This is a genomic window from Winogradskyella costae (assembly GCF_013403865.1).
Taxonomy (GTDB): Bacteria; Bacteroidota; Bacteroidia; order Flavobacteriales; family Flavobacteriaceae; genus Winogradskyella; species Winogradskyella costae.
In genome coordinates this window covers 1,241,886-1,263,392 of sequence record NZ_JABFDK010000001.1, presented here as the reverse complement: position 1 = coordinate 1,263,392, position 21,507 = coordinate 1,241,886, and the positions used below count along the sequence as shown (strand labels likewise).

The following is a 21,507-nucleotide window of genomic DNA, read 5'->3' as shown; positions in this document are numbered from 1 at the left end:
CTTTAGGATATTTATATATTTTTTCGAATTCCACTGACCTCAATCTTATTTTAATTCCATTTTAATAGCTTCTAGTAACCACTTGGGTTGGTCGAACATTATAAAATGTACCGATTCTTCTGCAAACTTAATTTCATAATTTTTAAGATTTTTGTATTGATCTGCATTCGTCTTTTTTACGGTTTATAATCCATAAGGCTTTGTAGCTGCAAGTATAGTTACAGGTACAGTAATTCTTGAAATATCAGTTCTCAAATCTAATTTGAATAAATCGGTATAGCCATAAACATAAGTTTCTCTATCGGTTTCAACGATCTAGTCCTTAATAATTTCTTTTTTAGTTTCATTGAGTACCATTCCCGACGCCATTTGAGCGGCCATAGCTTCAAAATTTTCATCGCTCATACCTATTAACTGTTCGTTATAACGATTATCATATACAATCGTTTTGCTATCAAAATTAGGCATCATAAGCGCGCCTATGGAAGGTAGAGCATCAACTATTATGATAGTCTTTAAATCTAACATATTATCGACTCCTAATCATAAATTCAATGTGCCACCCGAACTGTGACCAATTAAAGTGATTTCTTTAAGATTGTTATCAGAAATATAAGTTATCCTTTCTCTTTAATTTTAGGTAACCACGGGGTTTTAACTGCTGGTACATCACCGAAGCCTGCAAAAGTAAAAACATGACAATCACGAGTATTAGAAAGCTCTGTAACCGCCACTTCCCATACTATACCAGGAAAGCTAAAGTCAGGAAATAGTAATATAGGATTTCTAATTTCCGGTAATATTAACATTAAAAGATGTGTGTTGCGAGTACATAAATCCTGAAACAAGAGGTATTAGGATAAGCAGTCCGCTTTTTAGATTTTTCATGATATTGATTTTTAATTCAATTTACCTTTTAAATACAAATCTTATAAATGTTACATGAAGGCATAAAAAAAACCTAACTATTTAAAGTTAGGTTTTTATATATTAAAATTCTTAGTTTAAACTAAGGATGTCGTTTAGTTATTTAAAGCTTCAGCTCCACCAACAATCTCTAAAATCTCATTAGTAATTGCAGCTTGCCTTGCTTTGTTATAAGTTAATTTTAGTTGATCTCTTAACTCAGTTGCGTTATCTGTTGCTTTATGCATAGCCGTCATACGTGCACCATGCTCTGACGCGAAAGAATCTCTAATACCTTTATACAATTGAGTCTTTAATGACTTTGGGATTAATTCTTCAACAATTTCTATCTTAGAAGGTTCAAAAACGTAATCTAAATTAACATTTTCATCACTTTCGACAGGTACAATTGGCAAGAACTGCTCAGTCATTACAATTTGTGTCGCTGCGTTTTTAAAGTGATTATAAACTATTTCAATTTTATCAAATTCACCAGCAACAAATTTTTCCATAAGCATTTCTGCTATTTCAGAAACATTATCAAACGTTAAGTCTTCATACAAATCACTTCTATTTGCAATAACTTTATTCGTTTTTTTGAAGGCATCATTTGCTTTCTTACCTATTGTTAAATAAGAAACATCTTTGCCTGCATATGTATCATTAGTAAGTCTATTTACTTGCTTAATAATGTTAGAATTAAATGCACCAGCCAAACCTCTATTAGAAGTTACAACAACTAAAAGTACGTTTTCTACTTCACGTTGAGCAGAATATTTACTTCCAGAATCTTCATCTAACGTTGCACTTAGACTCTGAAGCAATTCCGTTAACTTATTAGAATAAGGACGCATTGCTGTAATAGCATCTTGGGCTTTCTTTAACTTCGCAGCAGATACCATTTTCATGGCACTAGTAATCTGCATCGTTGATGATACCGATGATATTCTGTTTCTAATTTCCTTTAAATTCGCCATTCTTTATATGATAAAGACTCCTCGCATCAGCTCAGAGTGACATTAGTTTAATAATTAAAATTTAGAGTTATAAATAAACTTATTTATAACTCTAAACTTATAACTTTATGATCTGTACTTTCCTGAAAGATCTTTAGCTACACTTGTAAGTGTATCAATAACCTCGTCAGTTAATTTACCTGCTTTTAGCAAATCTAGAGTCTCTCTATGCTTTGCATTTAAGAACTCTAAATAATCGCGTTCAAATTCCTTTACTTTCTCAACAGGAACATCTTTTAACAGGTTTTTAGAACCTGCATAAATGATAGCTACTTGATCTTCTACTTTGAAAGGATCATTTTGTGCCTGCTTTAAGATTTCAACGTTACGCTTACCTTTATTAATTACGTTTAAAGTAACCGCATCTAAATCTGAACCAAACTTAGCAAACGCTTCTAATTCACGGTACTGAGCTTGATCTAATTTTAATGTACCAGATACTTTTTTCATTGATTTAATCTGAGCGTTACCACCAACACGAGATACAGAAATACCCACGTTAATTGCTGGACGAACACCAGAGTTAAATAAATCACCATCTAAGAAAATCTGACCATCTGTAATAGAAATCACGTTAGTTGGGATATATGCTGAAACGTCACCTGCTTGTGTTTCAATAATTGGCAATGCTGTTAATGAACCACCACCTTTAACTAAAGGTTTTAAAACATCTGGAAGGTCATTCATTTCTTTAGCAATAGCATCATTATTAATGATTTTTGCAGAACGCTCTAATAATCTTGAGTGTAAATAAAATACATCACCAGGATAAGCTTCACGTCCTGGTGGACGTCTTAATAATAAAGATACCTCACGGTAAGCAACAGCTTGTTTTGATAAATCATCAAATACAATTAAAGCTGGTCTACCAGTATCTCTAAAATACTCACCAATAGATGCTCCTGTAAAAGGTGCATAAACTTGCATTGCAGCAGGATCTGATGCATTTGCAGCTACTATTGTTGTGTATGCTAAAGCCCCTTTTTCTTCTAAAGTTTTAGCGATTAACGCTACCGTAGAAGCCTTTTGGCCAATAGCAACATATATACAATATACAGGCTCACCTGCATCGTAAAATTCTTTTTGATTTAAGATTGCATCGATACAAACGGCTGTCTTACCAGTCTGTCTGTCACCAATTACCAACTCACGTTGTCCTCTACCAACTGGGATCATAGCATCAATAGCTTTAATACCTGTTTGTAATGGTTCAGTTACTGGCTCTCTATAGATAACACCTGGAGCTTTACGCTCTAAAGGCATCTCATAAGTCTCACCCGCTATTGGTCCTTTACCATCAATTGGATTTCCTAAAGTATCAACCACACGACCAACAATACCTTCACCTACTTTTACAGATGCGATACGTTCCGTACGTTTAACTGTAGAACCTTCTTTAATTCCTACTGAAGTCCCTAACAATACAATACCGACGTTATCTTCTTCAAGGTTAAGTACGATTCCTTCTGCACCACCATCAAATTCAACTAATTCGCCATATTGCACATTAGCTAATCCGTAAGCACGTACAATACCATCACCTACAGTTAATACTGTTCCTACTTCGTCTAATGAAGCACCTGCTTCAAAACCTGAAAGTTGTTGTTTTAAGATTGCTGATATCTCAGCTGGTTTTACTTCTGCCATCTCTTTTAGTCTTTAGCTTTTAGCTGTTAGCCTTTAGGGCTTATCTAAAACTATATTAATTTAATGTAAATTCTCTTTTTAATTTATCGAGTTTGTTTGAAACACTAGCATTATACTGAATATCTCCTACTCTTAATATGAAACCACCTAAAATGCTCTCATCTATAATATTTTCTACTTCTGCGTCTTTTCCTGTAAGTTCTTTAACCTTAGCTAATACTTTAGTCTTTAAATCTTCAGTAAGTGGAATTGCCGTTGTAACAGTTGCTACTTGGCTCCCTCTTAATTCATCATATAAATGTATATAACTTGAAGCTACCTCATTTAATAATGCTAACCTTTTGTTAGTGATTAAAGTATCGAATAAATTAGTAGTTGCTACATTAGCATCTTTAAAGACAGCTAATAATACCGCTTTTTTATCCGAAGATCTTACTACAGGACTTTGAAGCATTTGATTTAAATCTTCACTCCCTGCGATAGCGTTAGTGATTGATTTCATATCACTATTTACTACCTCAGCAGATTTTTGATCTGTTGCTAAGCTTAAAACCGCTTTAGCATATCGTATTGCCGCTCTTGATCCTGACATCTCTTACTAGTTTAAAGTTGCTTCTCCTAACATAGACTCAACTAATTCTAGTTGTTTGTCTTTATTAGATAATTCGTTACGCACTACTTTTTCAGCGATTTCTATAGATAAACCTGCAACATGACTTTTTAATTCTGCCATAGCTGCTTTCTTTTCACTAGTAATAGCTTCTTGTGCTTGTGCAATCATTTTATTTGCTTGCGTTTTAGCTTCCGCTTCAGCATCTGCAATCATTTTGCTTTTAAGCTCACGAGCTTCTTTAAGCATTGTTTCTCTTTCTAATCTTGCTTCTTGCAATAATCTTTGATTATCTGCTTGAAGATTTGCCATTTCGCGTTTTGCTTTTTCAGCTGCGTCTAAAGCACCTTGGATCCCTTCTTCTCTTTCGCTTAATGATGCAAGAATTGGTTTCCATGCAAACTTCACCATCAATGCTATTAATGCTAACATTAATATAGTTGATACTACAAATAATCCTGGTGAAAAATCGTTTAATAATGTTTCCATCCTATTTAACTAATTAGGTGTTATTCTTTTTTTAATTTAAAAACACGCCCTGTAACCAACCGTTACAGGATAGTGTTTTTGTAAATTTGAATTGGTTCTTATTTTCCTAAGAATAAAGCACCAAATGCTAAACCTTCTAAAAGTGCTGCAACAATAATCATCGCTGTTTGGATTTTACCTGCTGCTTCTGGTTGACGAGCAATACCTTCCATTGCTTTACCACCGATTTGACCAAGTCCAATACCTGCTCCGATTACGATTAATCCTGCTCCAATTAAATTGTAAGTTACTGGTTCCATAAAAATTGATATATAAAATTAAATTAAAAAAATTCTTATTAAATAAAATCGCCTCTAACGTCTTCTACGTCCGAAGTAATTTCATTATCATGATCGTGCTCATGATCGTGTTCTGCTACAGCCATACCAATAAATAAAGCCGATAACATTGTAAAAATATACGCTTGTAAAAACGCTACTAATAATTCGATTAATAAAAGAAAAAATGATAATACAAAAGATAAGCTTGTTGCACCAACGACACCTAAAGATTCTTTAAGTGTAAACATAATAGCAATTAAACTCATTAAGACAATATGCCCTGCAGAAATGTTTGCAAACAAACGTACTAATAATGAGAATGGCTTAATAATAAACGCACCTACTAATTCAATTAGTGCTAATATTGGCTTTACAAAAATTGGTACTCCTGGCATCCATAAAATATGCATCCAATAATCTTTATTACCACTTACGGTATAAATAATAAGCGTAAAGATTGCTAAACATGCTGTAACAGCTAACTGACCTGTAACGTTAAAACCTAATGGTGTTAAACCTGCTAAGTTTAATATCCATATAAAGAAGAAAACTGTTAATAGGTAACCTGTAAATTTACGGTAGTGCTTTTCTCCGATATTTGGTCTTGCGATTTCGTCTCTTACGTAAAGTACTAATGGCTCTAGTATACGACCAAAACCTGTAGGAATTTGTTTTTTCTTGTATTGCTTTGCTAATCTAGAGAACCAGAATAACATTAAAAGCCCAATCAATAGGATTCCAACGACACTTTTAGTAATTGAAAAATCTAAAACCTTAGACGCATTCGTTGCATGATGATCAGCATCAAAACTAACCGCTGCTGCTCCTTTTTCTAGTTCGTAGATTTTTGAGTGAATCTTTGTAAACTTAAGACCGTCTTTTTCAACGACAACTTGGCCGTTATCATCATGGTGAAACTCAGAAGACATAAACGTCACTAATCCCTCAGAAGACCAAAGAATTACAGGTAACGCCACACCAAAATGTTTACGCTCACCAGAATCATCGGTATACGAAAACAAATTAAAATCGTGAGAATCTTTAAGGTGATGAACTATATACTCCTCTACCTCTTGTTTACCAGAAACTTGACCTCCATCTCCACCAACATTGAATGCTGAAATAGATGATGAAAAAAACATCAAAACTGCTAATGCTAAAAACTTAAAACTTTGTTGAACTATCTTCATTCTAATAAAATAAAAAAAACCTCTTCTCAAATTCCGTGCAAAAGTACGCAATTTATTAAAATAACAATATGTTTTTTGAGTCTAATATTTAAACCCCATTTTAGATATAATTTTTACGACAAAAAACACCTCCATTCCTAGAAATAAGAGTAATGGAATTAAAATACTCAATTCTTCGGCAGTATTTAAAACTTCTATATTAAAAACAGAATCTTTAAACGCTACATAAAACAGTACACCTTTTATAAAAAGTGTTGGCAAATAGATAAATCCGAGTTGCGTTTTTAAACTTTTAATTAGGGAAAAAAATTGAAAATGAACACATATCATCAATGATGCCACGGCTAAAAACATATTAGTGTCCCAAAGACTAAACCGAATCTGATTCTTAACTCCACTAAGTATATAATCTTGCGAAAAATGAACAATTAAAAATAATATTGAAAATGATACGATATATATAGCAAGAGATTTAATCATCGTCTTTAGACATTTTTAATACTTGAGAAATCACCAAATACATTGAAACAAATATAGAAAGTAGCGTTATGGTGGTTTCCAAGTAATCTGTACTAAACTTAACATCTAACCATTGCCCTAGATAATTTCCAAGAAAGATGGTGCCTCCCATTTGAAACGCAACAGATGTAAACCTAATAAACTTGTTAGGACCTTTACTTGCTTTGGACACTTTCTGCTTGTATAGGTTGTGCTTTAACAGCCTCATTAGACAAAGACTTAACTGTCCCCTTCATGCTACATGTAGCATTAAAAGTTGCACCAGGCTCAACAGCCAACTTATTAATATGCACTTCACCTTCGATATGCGCTGTGGACTTTAAAGACAATGTACCGGAGAGAATAAGCTTACCTGAAAATTTACCTTCAAAATCGGCATTTTCACCTTGTAAGGTTCCTTTAATATAACCCGATTTACCAACTACTATTTTACCCGAAGTTTTAACGTTACCCTCTATAGTACCGTCGATTCTAAATGGCCCTTGGCTAGCGATGTCACCTACAATTTTAGTGCCTTGTGCTATAATGTTTTGTTGTGTCGTTGCTTCCATAGTTGATTGGTCTTTTTGTTTTTTTCTGTCTGGAGAAAACATAATGATCTGGTTTTAAATTACTGTAACTCTAAATACGCATTTAAGTTTTTATGTCGTTGAATAATGGCATAATTTGGCGAAGAAATCGCAAAATATGGCCGGGTAATTTTAGGTTTTATTGTTCGTCCTCTACTATCCTTTTCTCCTGCCTTTAGTAATTCACCAAATCCACTTGCTCCACTAATACTTTTAAGACCATGAACCACTACAAAGGTCGTATTCTCATTATAAATGTCTGTTGATGTAGTAAGATTAAAGTAGTTTACTTTAGCAACCTCTTCATCTAACGTTTTAATAAAAGCTTCAATATCATCACCCGAATTATTTTCAAATTGAAAGATTACATTAAATTTATCGACATCATCATCGGCAATAAATTCTTTTTTAGCCAAAACAGGAATCGCATCTTTTAAAATTTCTTGTGCTTTTCTCCCCTCTTCCGTATTAGCATAGGTCAAGGCTATATAGTTAATCCCTTCTTTATAAGCTTCAAAACCGTAAAGCCTTCCTTTTGCTGATGCTTTTAGAATTTCGAACTTAGGCACAAAATCATCACCTTCTAAGCGCTTAATCTGTGTTTCGGCTTCTGTGATAACGTCAACGTACTCCTCGTTTTCAAATTGCTTATAAAGTTTGGTGTAAATCGCTTCAGGACTGTTTTCATCCTTAGATAATTCAGACTGCGGGTTTAATAGAATTTCAGCATATCTAGACTCAGGATACCCTTGGATAATCGCAGTTTTCATCGCCTCTGCCTTTTGATTTAAACCTAATTCGATATAAATACGATACAGATTATATTTTGAAGGTAAAACCAATCGGTCTTCAGGGCTATTTTCTAAAAGCTTTTCAAACCTGTTTTTTGACAATAAAAATTCCTTAAACTTTTCCTTGTAGATAATTCCTAATTGATAATACGCGTAATTTCTCTCTGTAGCAATACTATCTATTTCACCTTTAGTAGTTGGCAAAGATGATAAATACGTTTCTGGATTGAAACGCTCATCTTCGACTAAAGATGCGACCAAATCATCATCTTTTTTAGTATTTACAATATCTGCGCGTTGGCTAGAATGCCTCCAATTATCTTGAAGTTTACGATCTCCCCAAAGTTTTAGAAATTCGTTTTTACCATATGCTACAGTAGTTGTGTTGTAGAAATAAAAACTACTCGCTCCTTTTGCTGAAGTAACTGTTTGAAGTTTCCCCGAAATGCCTGGCGGAGTACGTAAGTTTTTTACATTCCCTTGACTATTTTGGAGTGATTGTGCTGCTGTTGCCGATTGGTTTTTTAAGGCTTCCTCTCGTTGTTTCTGATCCTCTACCGCTTTAATTCGAAGCTCTTCAGTATATTTTGTGTAAATCGCTAATTGCTCCGATTTTGGAAGACCAATCATTCTCAGAATACTATCGTTAGTTTGCGCTATACCTTCGTAATATATTACATCATCTAAGTTTTCGCGCTTTCTTTTAATAACTCGGTATGGCTTACTATTAACAACCATTGCCGTCATTGTACTATCATAATAGGCACCTGCCGTTTTATAAATATTTCTATCAAAATACATGTTCCCTAAAGTCTCATAATTGAGCGATCTTAAGTACTTATCTGAGGTTATTTTTCTAAGCGATTTATTATAGTATACCTCAGAAAGACTGTCTGATGTATTACTGCGATGATACTCTGCAATTCTATAATAGATTTTATCTAAAAACGGTCTGTTTTCTCTATTCTCTTCTAAATCTGTAAGGTATTCTTCAAACTCAATTTGATTACCATTTAACCCATCGTAATTATTTGATTTCTCAATATGTGCATTGATGTAAAAAGATCTTGGTATTTGACGATGCATATCTATAATAGCATCGAACTCTATATTTGCACTGTCCTTTTTTCCAAATTCATTATACAATTGGCCTTTTATATAATGGTAACGTGCCTTCTCTCTTTTAACCTCAGTGTTTTCCGCAGCAATAGTAAGCTGAGCTAATGCGCTGTCTTTAGATTTTATATTAAGGTAAGCTTGAGCCAAAGCTGCTGATGCATCTGCTAAATCTTGTCCTTCAATTTCCTCTTCTCTTAATAAGCGTTTCAGTTTCTCTATTGCACCTGCATCATTATCTAGACGCATACTCGTTTTTTCACGCCAGATTTTAACCTGATTAATTTTATCGCTTGTTGGGTATTTATTTAAAATATTGTTGAATGCAGCCATCGCCGGCACAAAACGTTGATCGAAATAACGGGCTTGACCTAATAGCAAATAGGCTTCGTCTATTTGCGTATTTTTTTCTTTCCCGTCAATATTCATTCCATGTACCTGAATCGCTTTTATAGCTTTCTCTTCAGCACGTTCAAAATCGGCATTTTTTGTTTGTCCTGGTAGAAAAATATCTTCGGAGACATTCATTCTTTCAACAGGAAGCAGTTCCCAGAAGTTTTCTGTGAACTCATTATTAACTTCATCTTTTCCCCGCTCTAGTGCAATATTACCATTGTAAAGCACATTATATTTTGTGCCCATAGCATGGAAGTTTCGGTTAATGAATTTATCTTTTTTACGTGAACAACTTTGAGTAAGCATCACCACGCAGCATGCAGAGAATATGATTTTATAATAGGTTTTCAAACGTTGGTTCTATTTGGTTAATAGATAACTTAAAAACACCCTGTTTAGTGTGTTATGTGGTAAAAATAAGGATCTTTTTGAATTTGAGGCTGAATTTTAGAAGATATTAAACCGCCCCGCTGTTAGAATGAAGAATAAAGTCTTGATTGTAGTTTGTTTGGAATTGTGAGATAAATAATATTCTCGCCACGTAGCGGAAATGCAAAAACCAACTCTTGAATAAAAAAAATAGGCATGAAAATGATTTTCATGCCTATTTTAATTATTGCTAAAATGAATACTACTTTGCTATCATACGCAAATCACAAATGACATTGACAACTTACCACAATACATACATTTTACTGATTTTTATCTGCTTTTTTTATTCCTCTTCTAGGGATGTTCTTGCTGTGCTTCCAAAATGCGCCTCTAATTCTTTTAAAGTTGCAGGGTTGGTTTCTAAATCTTTAATCACATTTCCTTTTTCTAACACAACAATACGCTCACACACATCCGTTACATGCGTTAAATCGTGACTAGACACTAAAACAGTAACTCCTTGTTTTTCGGCTAAATCTTTTATAATTTGTTTTAATCTAATTTGTGTTGTTGGATCTAAATTAGCAAAAGGTTCATCTAAAATAATCACTTCTGGCTGACCTATAAGTGCCGCTACAATACCAGCTTTCTTTTGATTTCCTTTACTTAAATCTCTAAGGTATTTTTTCTTCCCTGTAATTTCACCATTGAAGAAATCTTCAAATTTTGATGTTAAAGCATCTACATCTGCTTTGTTTTGCCCACGCAATTCACCAATAAAGTAAAAATATTCTTCAGGGGTTAAATACCCTATTAAAAAGCTTTCGTCAATAAACGACGATGTAAAGGGTTTCCAATCTTCACTTTCATCTACCACAACATTATTGCTAGTAATGTTTCCTGTAGTTGGTTTTATTAAATCGAGCAGCAAACTGAAATAGGTTGTTTTTCCGGCCCCATTATTTCCTACCAAACCAAAACTTTGGCCTTTAGGAATGCTTAATTCTTCAATATTTAGAACAGTTGTTCCGTTATATGTTTTTGAAAGGTCTTTTGTATATATCATGGTGCGATGTATTATTAGTTATCTTGACTAAAAGCGTCAATCATTTTGTATTTTGAATTGAGATATTTTTGTGTAATGCCTCTCATTAATTTCTTATGAAAAACTATTCCTAAAACTCCGAGAACGATTAATAAAGCTATTGCTGCAGCAAAACCAATAAGCCAGTTTACCAATCCAAATAATCCCATTGGCACTAACATTAATGGTATACCAATTAACCATTGGACTGCTCCAGTACCTTGATAATTAAAGGCTGCTTTCTTATCTAATTCTATCTTTTTTCTATTGAAAGAGCCTCCCCAAAGTATCACATGCGTATTAACGCCAACATTATAGATGGCTGCGGCAAAATGTGCGATTAGGATTTTATACCCAAAATACACGTATGGAATTCCTAAAACAAACAGTAACACAACACTAATGACCATTAAGATAAATTTTGAACGCAAATACTGTTCGTATTTAATATTTTGACTCATTAAGAGTTTGTAATAACCACTATCCCAAGCTGGGATAAATTGTCCGAAGTTGATAAGAAAAAATCCCGTAGAAAATATCCCTATAAAGGCAGACATAAAAGTCATTTCTTTATACATCGGCTGTGGATAAAAGAACAAGCCGTAAAGCACACCAATAAGCAACAAAAATGTCATAGACTTGGTACGTTTGTTTCTCCAAATCAGTTTTAAGTCGAGCTTCATGAATGGCGCAATGTCACCAAAACGTTCTGTCCATGATAAGTCTGAAGCATTAACTTCAGTGACTTTCGATTTTAATGAGCTATCTAAATACAGTTTCTTTTTTAAGGTTTTAAAATTGAACGCATAACATAATACCAAAATTGCGATTGGAATTAAAATAAGAATTGGATTATTCGCAATGGCTAAAAACCCACTTCCTATTAATGTTGTCATTGGTAAAATTTCAAAATAATTTAAACCAAAGAGAATACTGACCACTACCATTATAGGTAGAAATGATAATTCTGATTCAGCTGAAAAAGCTTCGATTATAAAATTTAAAAAATTGATAATCAATACTGTAATGATCAATGCAAATAGCCAAATTAAGATTTCAGAAGCTACATAACCGTCTCCCATAAGCATTATGCTAAACGGTATGATAGCAAATAATGGTAAAAAATTAAAAAATGACAATGCTGATTTTCCTAACACATAATTAATAACAGTAGATCGTTTAATAGGAAGTGTCAATAAAGGTTTCACACTCATTACTGGTAATTTTTGTAAAAAGAAACGCATTAGTAAGTCTCCAATAATCCAGTAAAACAGAAATCCATTAGCCGCAACAAACGGGTCTTGATCAGGGTACATTTCTTTAAGAAGAAAAAGAAGGCTGAATCCTAAGCCTAAAAACATAGCAACAAAATAAAGTGCAAAAAATACCATTAAGATATTGATAGCTATATTTTTCTGCCAATAGGACGAGCGAAAATATTGTTTCCACTCGAGATTGAGAAAGTGTTTTATCATAGTGTAATGATGGGTTGATTTACATTGTAAGTATTAAAAAATAAAAATTTGTTACAAACTAAATTCTGGGTAAGTTTCATTTAGTAGTTTTTCAGCTTTGTTTGGAATCACTTCTAAGCTAATATAATTAACCAAAGCGATAACTGTAAATGCTAATGAGAAAAGCACTAAAAAATAAGTGTTACCCCCGTAATTCTCTGGTATTTTATACACATTAAATAATTGAGACATAAATATAAACATGGTACTTCCGGCTTGTTTATATATCATTTCTTCCAACATCCATTTTTTGTTAGACAGTTCCTTTCTACGTCTAAATTGGCTATTAAGCTGAATACTTTTATAAGTGCACCAAACTGTTATAATTCCAAAGAAAACTAAAGCTAAAGTTGCTATATACACTGTTGAAAAAGTGATATAAAACAATAAAAACAAGGCAATAGTTGAAATAATTTGTGGTAGCTCAAACCATTTCTTAAGTTCAGTCCACATGTAACGCATATAGCGCTTATTCATAGCTTTAGCTTTTTGATCAATGGCATCCATAAAACCAAAAATACCGAATTTTTTGAAGGCTTTGTTTTTGGCGTCTTCAAAAGTGAGCTTGGGCTGAATTTGCCATTGTGCTTCTATGTCATTAGCTAAATGATCTACGAGTTCGGTTTGTAAGTCGTAGTGCTCTACAAAATGTTGTCTTGTAAAAGCGTAGAGGTCTTGTATTTGGGATTCGGTTAGTTTCATGATGTTAAAAGCTGATAACGTTCTTTGGTGGTATTTAATACTTCTTTATAAAGCATAAAACTGACTCTAGTTAAAGGATAAATAAGGACATAAAAGCCTATAATATATCTATAATCCACGATGCCATTATAAGTAAACTCATCTTTATAAAAATTTAGAATAGCACCTTGAAAGCACAAAAAAGAAGAATTAAGCAAACCCACCATATTAGCGTTTAATGAGTGCCTAACCCCTTTTCTAAACACATATTTAAATTTCAGTAATTCTGGAATTGCCAGCGTAATTAATGCCACCAATAATGCTGTTTTTGGTTTGTATTGATAAGAGACAAATATCATCATAACAAATAGAAGATACTCTAACATAAAGCTATAAGACAACAGTGTTTGTTTTAAAAGCACCCAATACCGTTTTCTATTTTTTCTACTGATTTCTTTTTGCTTGTTTTTTGTAAACTTCTTAAACCCAATATTACTTTGGTATAAGCCACTTTCAAATATTTTACCCTTAGGAACTCCAAATTCTATACACTGATTTCCAAAGCCTCTATGAACATCGAGTAAGGCTTCATTAAAAGATACACCTTCATTCGTTATTTTATCTTCAACCGCAGAAACAATGTGATCTAACAATTCTAAACGCACATCCCAGTATTTTACCTCGTTTTTAATGAGGTAGTTGTCTACGAATTGTATTTCTTCTTTGGTTAGTTTCATTGCTTATACTAGAGTTTTATATCGCTTTTCGTAACTCTTAAATAATTTTATGCTAACACGAACTAAGACCAACATTAAAGTTAAAACTATACTTACAATTCCGAGAATCCAAAGTACAGTCGCTAAATCTTTAGCTTGGTAGCTAAAATTAAAAATAATATTGGGTATTTGATAAAACACCAAAAATGGCATAGCTAAACGTTCAACCACTGAAAATCGTTTGAGATTTTTCCTTTTATGATAAACGACATAGGTTAAAATAAACCCTGACAACCCAATCAGCGGAACATAAGAAACCACTATTCTAAACGTTTCTATATTGAAATTTAAATACAAAAAGTAAAACCCGCCAAAAGACGCTAAAAAAATCAGCAGTGTTAATGGATTTAAAACTTCTTTTAAAAATGCCTTCCAAATTTTTCTATCGGCAGATTTTAAAAACTGTTTGTTCTCTTTTAAAAGTTGAGCCTTGTTCTGAACCATATAACCTTTAAACACATTATAGAAATCGTTAGTCGTACTCGCCCGCATTCTATCTTCAATATCTGAGGCGACATGATCTACCATTTCTATTCTAATGTCAGCAAAAACCACATCAGAATTCTCTAAATACGTATCTATAAACTGTATGTGTTCTTTGGTCAGTTTCATTTTAAGTTTTAATATCTACAAGGTTTTTAAAACCTGCAAGGTCAGATCTAAGCTAGCTTTGGATTCACTAAAGCTTGCATCGTTTTAATATACTCGGCTAATTCTTCAAGCTTATTAACGGTTTCTTTAGTTCCTGTTTCGGTGAGTTTATAATATTTACGCAATCGGTTATCTACTTTTGCGACCTCAACATCTAACAAACCTTCAGCCTCTAATTTGTGTAACGCAGGATATAATGCGCCTTCTGTAATTTTTAGTTCACCTTTAGTTAATTCCTTTACCCTTTGGGTAATTTCGTAACCATACATTTTATCGTTCTCATTTAAAAGTTTTAAAATGATGGTGGTTAAACTCCCTTTATATAGTTTTGAATTGCTCATCGTACTACAAATATATACATAATTTTCTTATGTATAAGAAACTTATGTATTGTGTTTTATTAAAATTTTAGACTTGCTAGGTTTTAAAAACCTGCTAGGTCTGTAAGAGATTGTTTATCTTTGCGAAAAATTATTTTTAATGGCACATTTTCATTCACTCACTATAAAATCAGTAGATAAAGTAACAGACAATTCTGTTGCGATAACCTTTGATATCCCTGAGAACCTTAAAGAACAATTCAGCTTTAAAGCCGGACAATACATCACGTTAAAAACGACTATTAATGGCGAAGACATCCGTAGAGATTATTCTATTTGTGCTTCTCAGAATAGTGGTAACGTTACTGTAGCCGTAAAAGCGGTTGAAAATGGAACGTTTTCTGTTTACGCCAACACTAGCTTAAAAGCAGGTGACGTCTTAGAGGTTGCAGAACCAAACGGACGTTTTGTATTTGAAGCTAATGCTGCCAAAACAAGAACAACTGCTGCCTTTGCTGCTGGAAGTGGAATTACTCCAGTGCTTAGTATTGCTAAAACGCTACTGGAAGAAGAACCATTTAGTAACTTTATATTAGTTTACGGTAATAAAACGTTGGCAGACGCTATGTTTGTTGATGAATTATTGCAACTAAAAAAACATTATGATAATCGTTTTCATGCGCATTTTATATACAGTCAGTCTCAAGAAACGGATGCCTTATTTGGACGTATTGAAAAAAGTACGGTGAACCTCATCGTAAAAAATAAGTACAAAGGTGTTACCATAGAAAATTTCTACCTCTGCGGACCTGAGCAAATGATTCATACCGTAAAAGATGTATTGATCGAAAATGGTGTAAAGGAAAAAGCGATTAAGTTTGAATTGTTTACAGCTCCTGTTGAAGCAGGTTCTGATGCTACTATTGGCAAAACTTCTGGTGAAACTAAAATTAAAGTCGTGGTTGATGAGGAAGAGTTTGAATTTAACATGTCACAAAAACAAACCATTCTTGAAGCTGCTTTAAAGCAAGATATCGACGCGCCTTATTCTTGTCAAGGAGGAATTTGCAGTAGTTGTATTGCAAAAGTTACCGAAGGTACAGCAGAGATGCGTCAGAATAATATTTTAACGGATGGTGAAGTTGCTCAAGGTTTAATATTGACTTGCCAAGCACATCCAACTTCGGCCACTCTTGCGGTGGATTATGATGATGTTTAATCTAGATTATTAGATTAGTTAGATTTTTGGATCATTAGATTCTTACTTATCTAAAAATCATTTTAAGTAGATTTCAAAAAAACCTTAGACCTTTCAAGTTTTTAAAACTTCAAAGGTCTTTTTTTATTTTCGATAGGTTCTCGATACAAAATTCTAAAAAACGAATTTCACTCGAACTGACGTATAGCCATCTAAAAGAAATAATGTCACTTGGAGTGATTTTTGATGCAAGATAAAATTGTATTGAGAAGATTTTAATTCTATATAACCGCTTTAATTTTTGAAACAATCACCGCTTCAGAAACACTACCAGCTGCATCCTCGTAACCCTCAGGAAATTTATTACCATAAATAGAGGTCGGGATTAATGGGAACTGAGTTCTGTCTGCTGTAAGCGCAAAATCTATAGTTTGATTAAACGGTGCAAACCCAGCAAAAGGATGTGTTACTCCCCAAATTGTGATTACTTTTTTGCCCAGCATAGCTGCCATATGCGCATTGCCAGAATCCATAGCTAGCATGAGGTCTAAATTTGAAATAAGAATTAATTCTTCCTCTAAATTCAATTTTCCTGCAACGGATGTTACGTTATTATATTTGGTTTCAAGCTGATTTAAAAGCGCTATTTCTTTAGCTCCACCACCAAATAAAACAACATTATAGTCTTTCGAAAGCTCCTCAATTACAGTTTCCATTTGCTCTAAGGGATACATTTTACTTTCGTGTGCTGCGAAAGGAGCAATGCCTATAGTTTTGAAACTTTTGTTTGAAATAAACGTACTTAGTTTCTCCGTTAAAGTCTTTGGTTTTGGAAATATTGGATTGGATAAATCTACTGTGAACCCTAAATCTTCAAAAACATCAGCATAACGCTGATGTGTGGTTTTTAGTTGCTTAAAAGATGCACCTGATGTTAGTGCTTTCTTTTCTGCTCTACCTTTATCTAATACCACTACTTTTTTTCCGAAGAAAAATAATTTTAAGATTTTACTACGTAGTACGTTGTGTAGGTCTGTAACCGCATCAAAACGAAGCTTTTTTAATTCTTTAGACAGTTTATAAAGTCCTAAAATGCCTTTATGTTTTCTTTTAAAATCGGCTTCATAAATGCTTGCGCTTTTTAAATCTTGAAAGAAGGGCTTAAAAAATGATCTTGTAACGACGGTTATTTTTAATTCGGGATGTTGAGCCATTAATGCTCGCAACACCGGAACTGTCATGGCTACATCTCCCATTGCAGAAAACCTAAGAACTAGTATGTGTTTTGGTTTTGGCATGTTGATTAAGCAAACCTGCAAGGTTTTAGAAACCTGCTAGGTCTACTAAATTATTTCTGTCCTCTTAAAACAGGGTTAAGCTCATCGTCATTGTACATTTTCATCTGCTTATACACTTTCATGTACTTATCACCATTTGAAATATCGGTAAGCATATCATCTATTGCAGTGCTTAAGTCTACACGTTGCTCTAATAAAACATTAAGTTTTGTTGTACAAGCTGCTTTGTGTGCATCGCTAGCGTCTTCTCTAACCGTTTCGAGTTGCATGTGGTATATTTTAAGCGCTAAAATTGATAAACGATCTATGGCCCAAGCAGGACTTTCAGAATTGATTTTAGCATCCGGTTTTACAGTTACATCTTTGTATTTATTTAAAAAATAACTATCGATATATTCAACCGTATCTGTTCTATCTTGATTAGAAGCATCAATCATTCGTTTCAACTTTAAAGCTGCAATCGGATCAATATTTGGATCCCTAATAATATCTTCGTACGCCCACTGAACCGTATCAATCCAAGATTTTCTATACAACAAATGCGCGATGAGATCGTCCTTTTTATCATACTTATTAGTAAACGATTGATCTACTGTATTTAAAACTTTATAGGTTTTGATAACCTCTTGAAATATAGCATTTGCTTTTTGTGAAAACATAATGAAATTGATTTAATGTTTACAAATATAGTAGGAATTATTAACTTTAACGACTGAACTAATTCTCATAATATGCAAATTCACAACCTTTCTGATACACCTTCAATTTTAAATACGTTTATGTCTGAATTAAGAGATAAATCGGCTCAGAAAGACAGCATGCGTTTTCGAAGAAATATTGAACGTATTGGAGAAATAATAGGTTATGAATTGAGTAAATCGCTTCAATTTAATGCCACTACTATTGAAACCCCTTTAGGTAATTCTCAAACCGTCTTACACGAAAAGGATATTGTTTTATGCTCTATTTTAAGAGCTGGTGTTCCGCTTCATAATGGCTTACTAAATTATTTTGACGCTGCTGAAAATGCTTTTATTTCAGCCTACAGGCAGCACAAAGATAATCCGGAAAGCTTTGAGATCGTTGTTGAGTATTTAGCTTGTCCTAGCTTAGAAGGTAAAACTTTGATTTTAGCTGATCCGATGCTCGCCACAGGACAATCTATGGTGGCTACTTACGAAGCTTTAAAGCCATTTGGCACACCAAAAGAAATTCATTTAATAAGTGTTATAGGTGCACAAGAAGGTGTTGATTATGTTTCTAAAGTATTTGGCCCAAATGTAAAACTGTGGATTGCAGCTATAGATGAGAAACTTAATGAAAAAGGCTACATTGTTCCCGGTTTAGGCGATGCTGGTGATTTAGCTTTTGGAAACAAATTACAACAGTAAGCCAATAATTGGCACTAGGATTAACAGTGCTATAAAAACTTCCTTAAACCAACGTTCTGAAATTACTTCGATATAATTTGCCATAATAATTGAAAATGGCATAAATAGAAACAGAAACTCACTTCCATTTTTTACAGGTGCAATAATAGCCACTAAAATAGCTATCATGGAGGCCCAGGCTATCAAAAAATAGGAAGGCTTCAATTTCTTATTTTTATCAGGAATGTTTTTAAAATAATAGACAAGCGTCCATATATAAGATGTAAATAATACTGTAAATTTTAAAATATTTTCCTTGCTGTTATACGCTGTAAAATCTAAACTAGCGTAACGTTTAAAATTTGTAGGTTTTAGGTAGACATCCTCCACACTGATATTATAAACTAAGAGTAATACAAAAACTGTAGCAACTCCCATAAATGGAATAATAACATTTTTAAAATCATTTTGCGAATGATAAATCAAAGCGACAATCACTAAAGCAAAAAACAGCAATGACCAGAAATAGAATAAAGCTGCTAACGCTATCCAGAATGCTGCATCAAACAGCTTTTTTTTTATGTGTAAATTAGAATGTAAACTTATTAACCGTCTTAAGGCAAAAATAATAAACAGATTAGCTAAGAGTAAATTTGTATGCTTCATTGTTTCTGGAAACATACCAAACAGCAAACCAAAGGTCATAATAGCATAACTATTGCGTTGCGTAAGGTTATTTTTAGAAACAATAAAGTCGATTAAAAAAACTAAAAATAATGTTACAGCCCACTTAAAAAACGTTGCAAGAGAACTATTTACACCTGAGAAAAGAAGAGAATAATTGGTTACTACAAACAATACACAAACATAAACCGCAACAAATATGAAGTTTATAGGTTTAGATTTACTAAAAATACTTGTTATCATTAACTCTTTTTGTATTTTTGCTGCTCAATCCCAATTCGAAATTAGAATTGGTGTAAATTTATAAAGTTATGAATGATTTCTTTAACGGAATAGCGGATTTATTTGTAAATGTGTTATTTGCACCATTTGATGCACTTAAAGCATTAGAGCTAGAAAGCTGGTTTGCGGCTAACACAATGTCATGGATATTTATGGCCATCGGAGTGGTTGCATTTGTATATTGGATGTTACAACTTAAGAAATACAATGAGAACGGAGAAGAAGATAAAAGTATTTCTTCCCATTCTTATTTATAAATCAAAACCAATATCCTTACGATAGTACATCTTATCAAAATGTAGTTTTTCTATACTTTGATAAGATTTTTTTATGGCCTCTGGGTACGTATTTCCGTAAGACGTAATTGCCATAACCCGCCCCCCCGAGGTCAGCACTTTACCATCTTTTTCAACAGCCCCAGCATGAAATACGATAGACTCAGAAACAGTATCTACGCCAGTAATTTCTTTGCCTTTTTCATAAGCTTCAGGGTAACCACCCGAAACTAACATTACTGTTGTTGCTGCGCGTTCGTCAATATCAATTGTGACTTCACTTAAGGTTTGATTTGCCATTGCTTCAAAAACCGTAACTAAATCTGTTTTGAGTCGGGGTAATACAACTTCTGTTTCTGGATCACCCATTCTAACATTATATTCAATCACTTTTGGATCATCTCCAACCTTAATTAAACCAATAAAAATAAATCCAACATAAGGTAAGTTATCTTTCTTTAAGCCTTGAACCGTAGGTTTTACAACCTCATTTTCAATTTTATCTAAAAACTCTTTTGTCGCAAATGGTACTGGTGAAACCGCTCCCATACCTCCTGTATTTAAACCTGTATCTCCTTCACCTATACGTTTATAATCTTTAGCAGTTGGAAGAATTTTATAGTCTTTTCCGTCAGTTAATACAAAACAGCTCAATTCAATACCGTCTAAAAATTCTTCAATGACAACTTTAGTACTTGCCTCACCGAATTTGGCATCCACCAACATACTTTTTAGTTCGTCTTTTGCCTCTTGCAAATCATTTAAGATTAAAACACCCTTACCTGCTGCTAATCCGTCTGCTTTTAAAACATAAGGAGCATTGAGCGTTTCTAAAAATTTATACCCTTGCTCTACATTGGCTTTAGTAAAGCTTTCGTAAGCTGCCGTAGGAATGTTATGACGCATCATAAACTCTTTAGCAAACTCTTTACTGCCTTCTAATTCTGCAGCTGCTTTTTGAGGTCCAATAACAGCCACATTTTTTAAAGCCTCATCTTCTAAAAAGAAATCGTGAATACCTTGTACTAATGGATCTTCTGGTCCGACCACCACTAAATCAATTTTATGTTCTAAAACTGCTGATTTAATCGCCTCAAAGTCAGTAACACCAATATTTAAATTGGTAGCGATTGCACGGGTTCCTGAGTTTCCTGGAGCTACAAAAAGTGACGTACATCGGTCGCTTTGTGCTAGTTTCCATGCAAATGTGTGTTCTCTTCCGCCAGAGCCAAGTATTAAAATATTCATGTCTAAAATTTTTAAGAACTCATTTAGACTTTTTCTTTTTCCTGCAAAACATACATTTTGCACTCTAATTTTACCATTTTTAGCTTCCATAACTTTTGGCTATGCAACCAAACAACGATTTCATTAGAACACAAAAGCCATAATTTTCGGATTAAAATTAAAAGTCGAAATGAGTTCTCTGCAAA

Annotated in this window: 25 protein-coding genes; 3 read left to right on the top strand and 22 right to left on the bottom strand. The window is 33.4% G+C overall.

Annotation, left to right across the window (positions count from 1 at the left end):
• Positions 1-315: 315 nt before the first annotated feature.
• From HM986_RS05395 to HM986_RS05310, 18 genes are all read right to left on the bottom strand, one after another.
• Positions 316-528, bottom strand: a complete 213-nt coding sequence (locus tag HM986_RS05395; RefSeq protein ID WP_179334025.1) for a hypothetical protein — start codon at positions 526-528, stop codon at positions 316-318.
• Positions 529-617: 89 nt separating this feature from the next.
• Positions 618-809 (bottom strand): hypothetical protein, encoded by a 192-nt coding sequence (locus tag HM986_RS05390; protein ID WP_179334024.1) that lies wholly within the window; start codon positions 807-809, stop codon positions 618-620.
• 213 nt (positions 810-1,022) lie between these two features.
• Entirely contained in the window at positions 1,023-1,883 is an 861-nt protein-coding gene (gene atpG, locus HM986_RS05385) for an ATP synthase F1 subunit gamma (RefSeq protein WP_179334023.1), read from the bottom strand.
• A 105-nt stretch (positions 1,884-1,988) separates the two neighbouring features.
• Positions 1,989-3,569 (bottom strand): F0F1 ATP synthase subunit alpha, encoded by a 1,581-nt coding sequence (gene atpA / locus HM986_RS05380; protein WP_179334022.1) that lies wholly within the window; start codon positions 3,567-3,569, stop codon positions 1,989-1,991.
• Between the two features lie 55 nt (positions 3,570-3,624).
• A complete protein-coding gene (gene atpH, locus HM986_RS05375; RefSeq protein ID WP_179334021.1) occupies positions 3,625-4,161 on the bottom strand; it encodes an ATP synthase F1 subunit delta in 537 nt (178 codons plus the stop codon).
• Between the two features lie 6 nt (positions 4,162-4,167).
• Positions 4,168-4,668 carry a F0F1 ATP synthase subunit B gene (locus tag HM986_RS05370; protein WP_179334020.1) on the bottom strand — a complete coding sequence of 167 codons (501 nt, stop codon included), beginning with the start codon at positions 4,666-4,668 and terminating at the stop codon, positions 4,168-4,170.
• A gap of 98 nt (positions 4,669-4,766) precedes the next feature.
• Complete coding sequence (gene atpE, locus HM986_RS05365; protein WP_020896353.1) at positions 4,767-4,967, bottom strand: ATP synthase F0 subunit C; 201 nt, start codon at positions 4,965-4,967, stop codon at positions 4,767-4,769.
• Between the two features lie 38 nt (positions 4,968-5,005).
• On the bottom strand, positions 5,006-6,178 hold the full coding sequence (atpB, locus tag HM986_RS05360) for a F0F1 ATP synthase subunit A (RefSeq protein WP_179334019.1): 1,173 nt from the start codon (positions 6,176-6,178) through the stop codon (positions 5,006-5,008).
• Positions 6,179-6,259: 81 nt separating this feature from the next.
• Complete coding sequence (locus HM986_RS05355) at positions 6,260-6,658, bottom strand: DUF6168 family protein (protein WP_179334018.1); 399 nt, start codon at positions 6,656-6,658, stop codon at positions 6,260-6,262.
• Positions 6,651-6,869 carry an AtpZ/AtpI family protein gene (locus tag HM986_RS17805; protein WP_317167324.1) on the bottom strand — a complete coding sequence of 73 codons (219 nt, stop codon included), beginning with the start codon at positions 6,867-6,869 and terminating at the stop codon, positions 6,651-6,653. Before HM986_RS17805 ends, HM986_RS05355 begins: the two co-directional genes overlap by 8 nt.
• Positions 6,853-7,290, bottom strand: coding sequence for a bactofilin family protein (locus HM986_RS05345; protein ID WP_179334016.1), 438 nt, complete (start codon positions 7,288-7,290; stop codon positions 6,853-6,855). The genes HM986_RS17805 and HM986_RS05345 overlap by 17 nt, the downstream gene beginning before the upstream one ends.
• 17 nt (positions 7,291-7,307) lie before the next feature.
• Positions 7,308-9,875: a type IX secretion system periplasmic lipoprotein PorW/SprE gene (gene porW, locus HM986_RS05340; RefSeq protein ID WP_179334403.1), complete on the bottom strand. Its 2,568-nt coding sequence runs from the start codon at positions 9,873-9,875 to the stop codon at positions 7,308-7,310.
• A gap of 409 nt (positions 9,876-10,284) precedes the next feature.
• Positions 10,285-11,007 (bottom strand): ABC transporter ATP-binding protein, encoded by a 723-nt coding sequence (locus HM986_RS05335; RefSeq protein WP_179334015.1) that lies wholly within the window; start codon positions 11,005-11,007, stop codon positions 10,285-10,287.
• Positions 11,008-11,021: 14 nt separating this feature from the next.
• Entirely contained in the window at positions 11,022-12,500 is a 1,479-nt protein-coding gene (locus HM986_RS05330) for a DUF5687 family protein (protein ID WP_179334014.1), read from the bottom strand.
• Positions 12,501-12,551: 51 nt separating this feature from the next.
• Positions 12,552-13,241, bottom strand: coding sequence for a hypothetical protein (locus tag HM986_RS05325; protein ID WP_179334013.1), 690 nt, complete (start codon positions 13,239-13,241; stop codon positions 12,552-12,554).
• Positions 13,238-13,957: a hypothetical protein gene (locus HM986_RS05320; protein WP_179334012.1), complete on the bottom strand. Its 720-nt coding sequence runs from the start codon at positions 13,955-13,957 to the stop codon at positions 13,238-13,240. The genes HM986_RS05325 and HM986_RS05320 overlap by 4 nt, the downstream gene beginning before the upstream one ends.
• 3 nt (positions 13,958-13,960) lie before the next feature.
• Positions 13,961-14,608, bottom strand: a complete 648-nt coding sequence (locus HM986_RS05315) for a hypothetical protein (protein ID WP_179334011.1) — start codon at positions 14,606-14,608, stop codon at positions 13,961-13,963.
• Between the two features lie 47 nt (positions 14,609-14,655).
• The gene (locus HM986_RS05310; RefSeq protein WP_020896365.1) at positions 14,656-14,988 is read right to left on the bottom strand and encodes a PadR family transcriptional regulator; all 333 of its coding nucleotides are present in this window, start codon (positions 14,986-14,988) and stop codon (positions 14,656-14,658) included.
• A gap of 139 nt (positions 14,989-15,127) precedes the next feature.
• Between HM986_RS05310 and HM986_RS05305 the strand changes: the two genes are divergently transcribed.
• Complete coding sequence (locus HM986_RS05305) at positions 15,128-16,186, top strand: ferredoxin--NADP reductase (RefSeq protein ID WP_179334010.1); 1,059 nt, start codon at positions 15,128-15,130, stop codon at positions 16,184-16,186.
• A 260-nt stretch (positions 16,187-16,446) separates the two neighbouring features.
• Here the strand turns inward: HM986_RS05305 and HM986_RS05300 are convergent, their stop codons facing one another.
• Positions 16,447-17,463: a glycosyltransferase family 9 protein gene (locus tag HM986_RS05300; protein ID WP_246288450.1), complete on the bottom strand. Its 1,017-nt coding sequence runs from the start codon at positions 17,461-17,463 to the stop codon at positions 16,447-16,449.
• Positions 17,464-17,513: 50 nt separating this feature from the next.
• On the bottom strand, positions 17,514-18,122 hold the full coding sequence (locus HM986_RS05295) for a DUF4254 domain-containing protein (protein ID WP_179334009.1): 609 nt from the start codon (positions 18,120-18,122) through the stop codon (positions 17,514-17,516).
• A 72-nt stretch (positions 18,123-18,194) separates the two neighbouring features.
• Here HM986_RS05295 and upp point away from each other — a divergent pair, with 72 nt between their 5' ends.
• Positions 18,195-18,854 carry a uracil phosphoribosyltransferase gene (gene upp / locus HM986_RS05290; protein ID WP_179334008.1) on the top strand — a complete coding sequence of 220 codons (660 nt, stop codon included), beginning with the start codon at positions 18,195-18,197 and terminating at the stop codon, positions 18,852-18,854.
• On the opposite strand, the gene HM986_RS05285 is transcribed toward upp, so the two are convergent.
• Positions 18,843-19,760 carry a DUF6427 family protein gene (locus tag HM986_RS05285; protein WP_179334007.1) on the bottom strand — a complete coding sequence of 306 codons (918 nt, stop codon included), beginning with the start codon at positions 19,758-19,760 and terminating at the stop codon, positions 18,843-18,845. The genes upp and HM986_RS05285 overlap by 12 nt on opposite strands.
• Before the next feature lie 68 nt (positions 19,761-19,828).
• On the opposite strand from HM986_RS05285, the gene HM986_RS05280 reads away from it, so the two are divergent.
• Positions 19,829-20,056 carry a DUF6341 family protein gene (locus HM986_RS05280; RefSeq protein ID WP_179334006.1) on the top strand — a complete coding sequence of 76 codons (228 nt, stop codon included), beginning with the start codon at positions 19,829-19,831 and terminating at the stop codon, positions 20,054-20,056.
• Here HM986_RS05280 and purD read toward each other — a convergent pair.
• Positions 20,051-21,322: a phosphoribosylamine--glycine ligase gene (purD, locus tag HM986_RS05275; protein WP_179334401.1), complete on the bottom strand. Its 1,272-nt coding sequence runs from the start codon at positions 21,320-21,322 to the stop codon at positions 20,051-20,053. The genes HM986_RS05280 and purD overlap by 6 nt on opposite strands.
• Positions 21,323-21,507 lie beyond the last annotated feature (185 nt).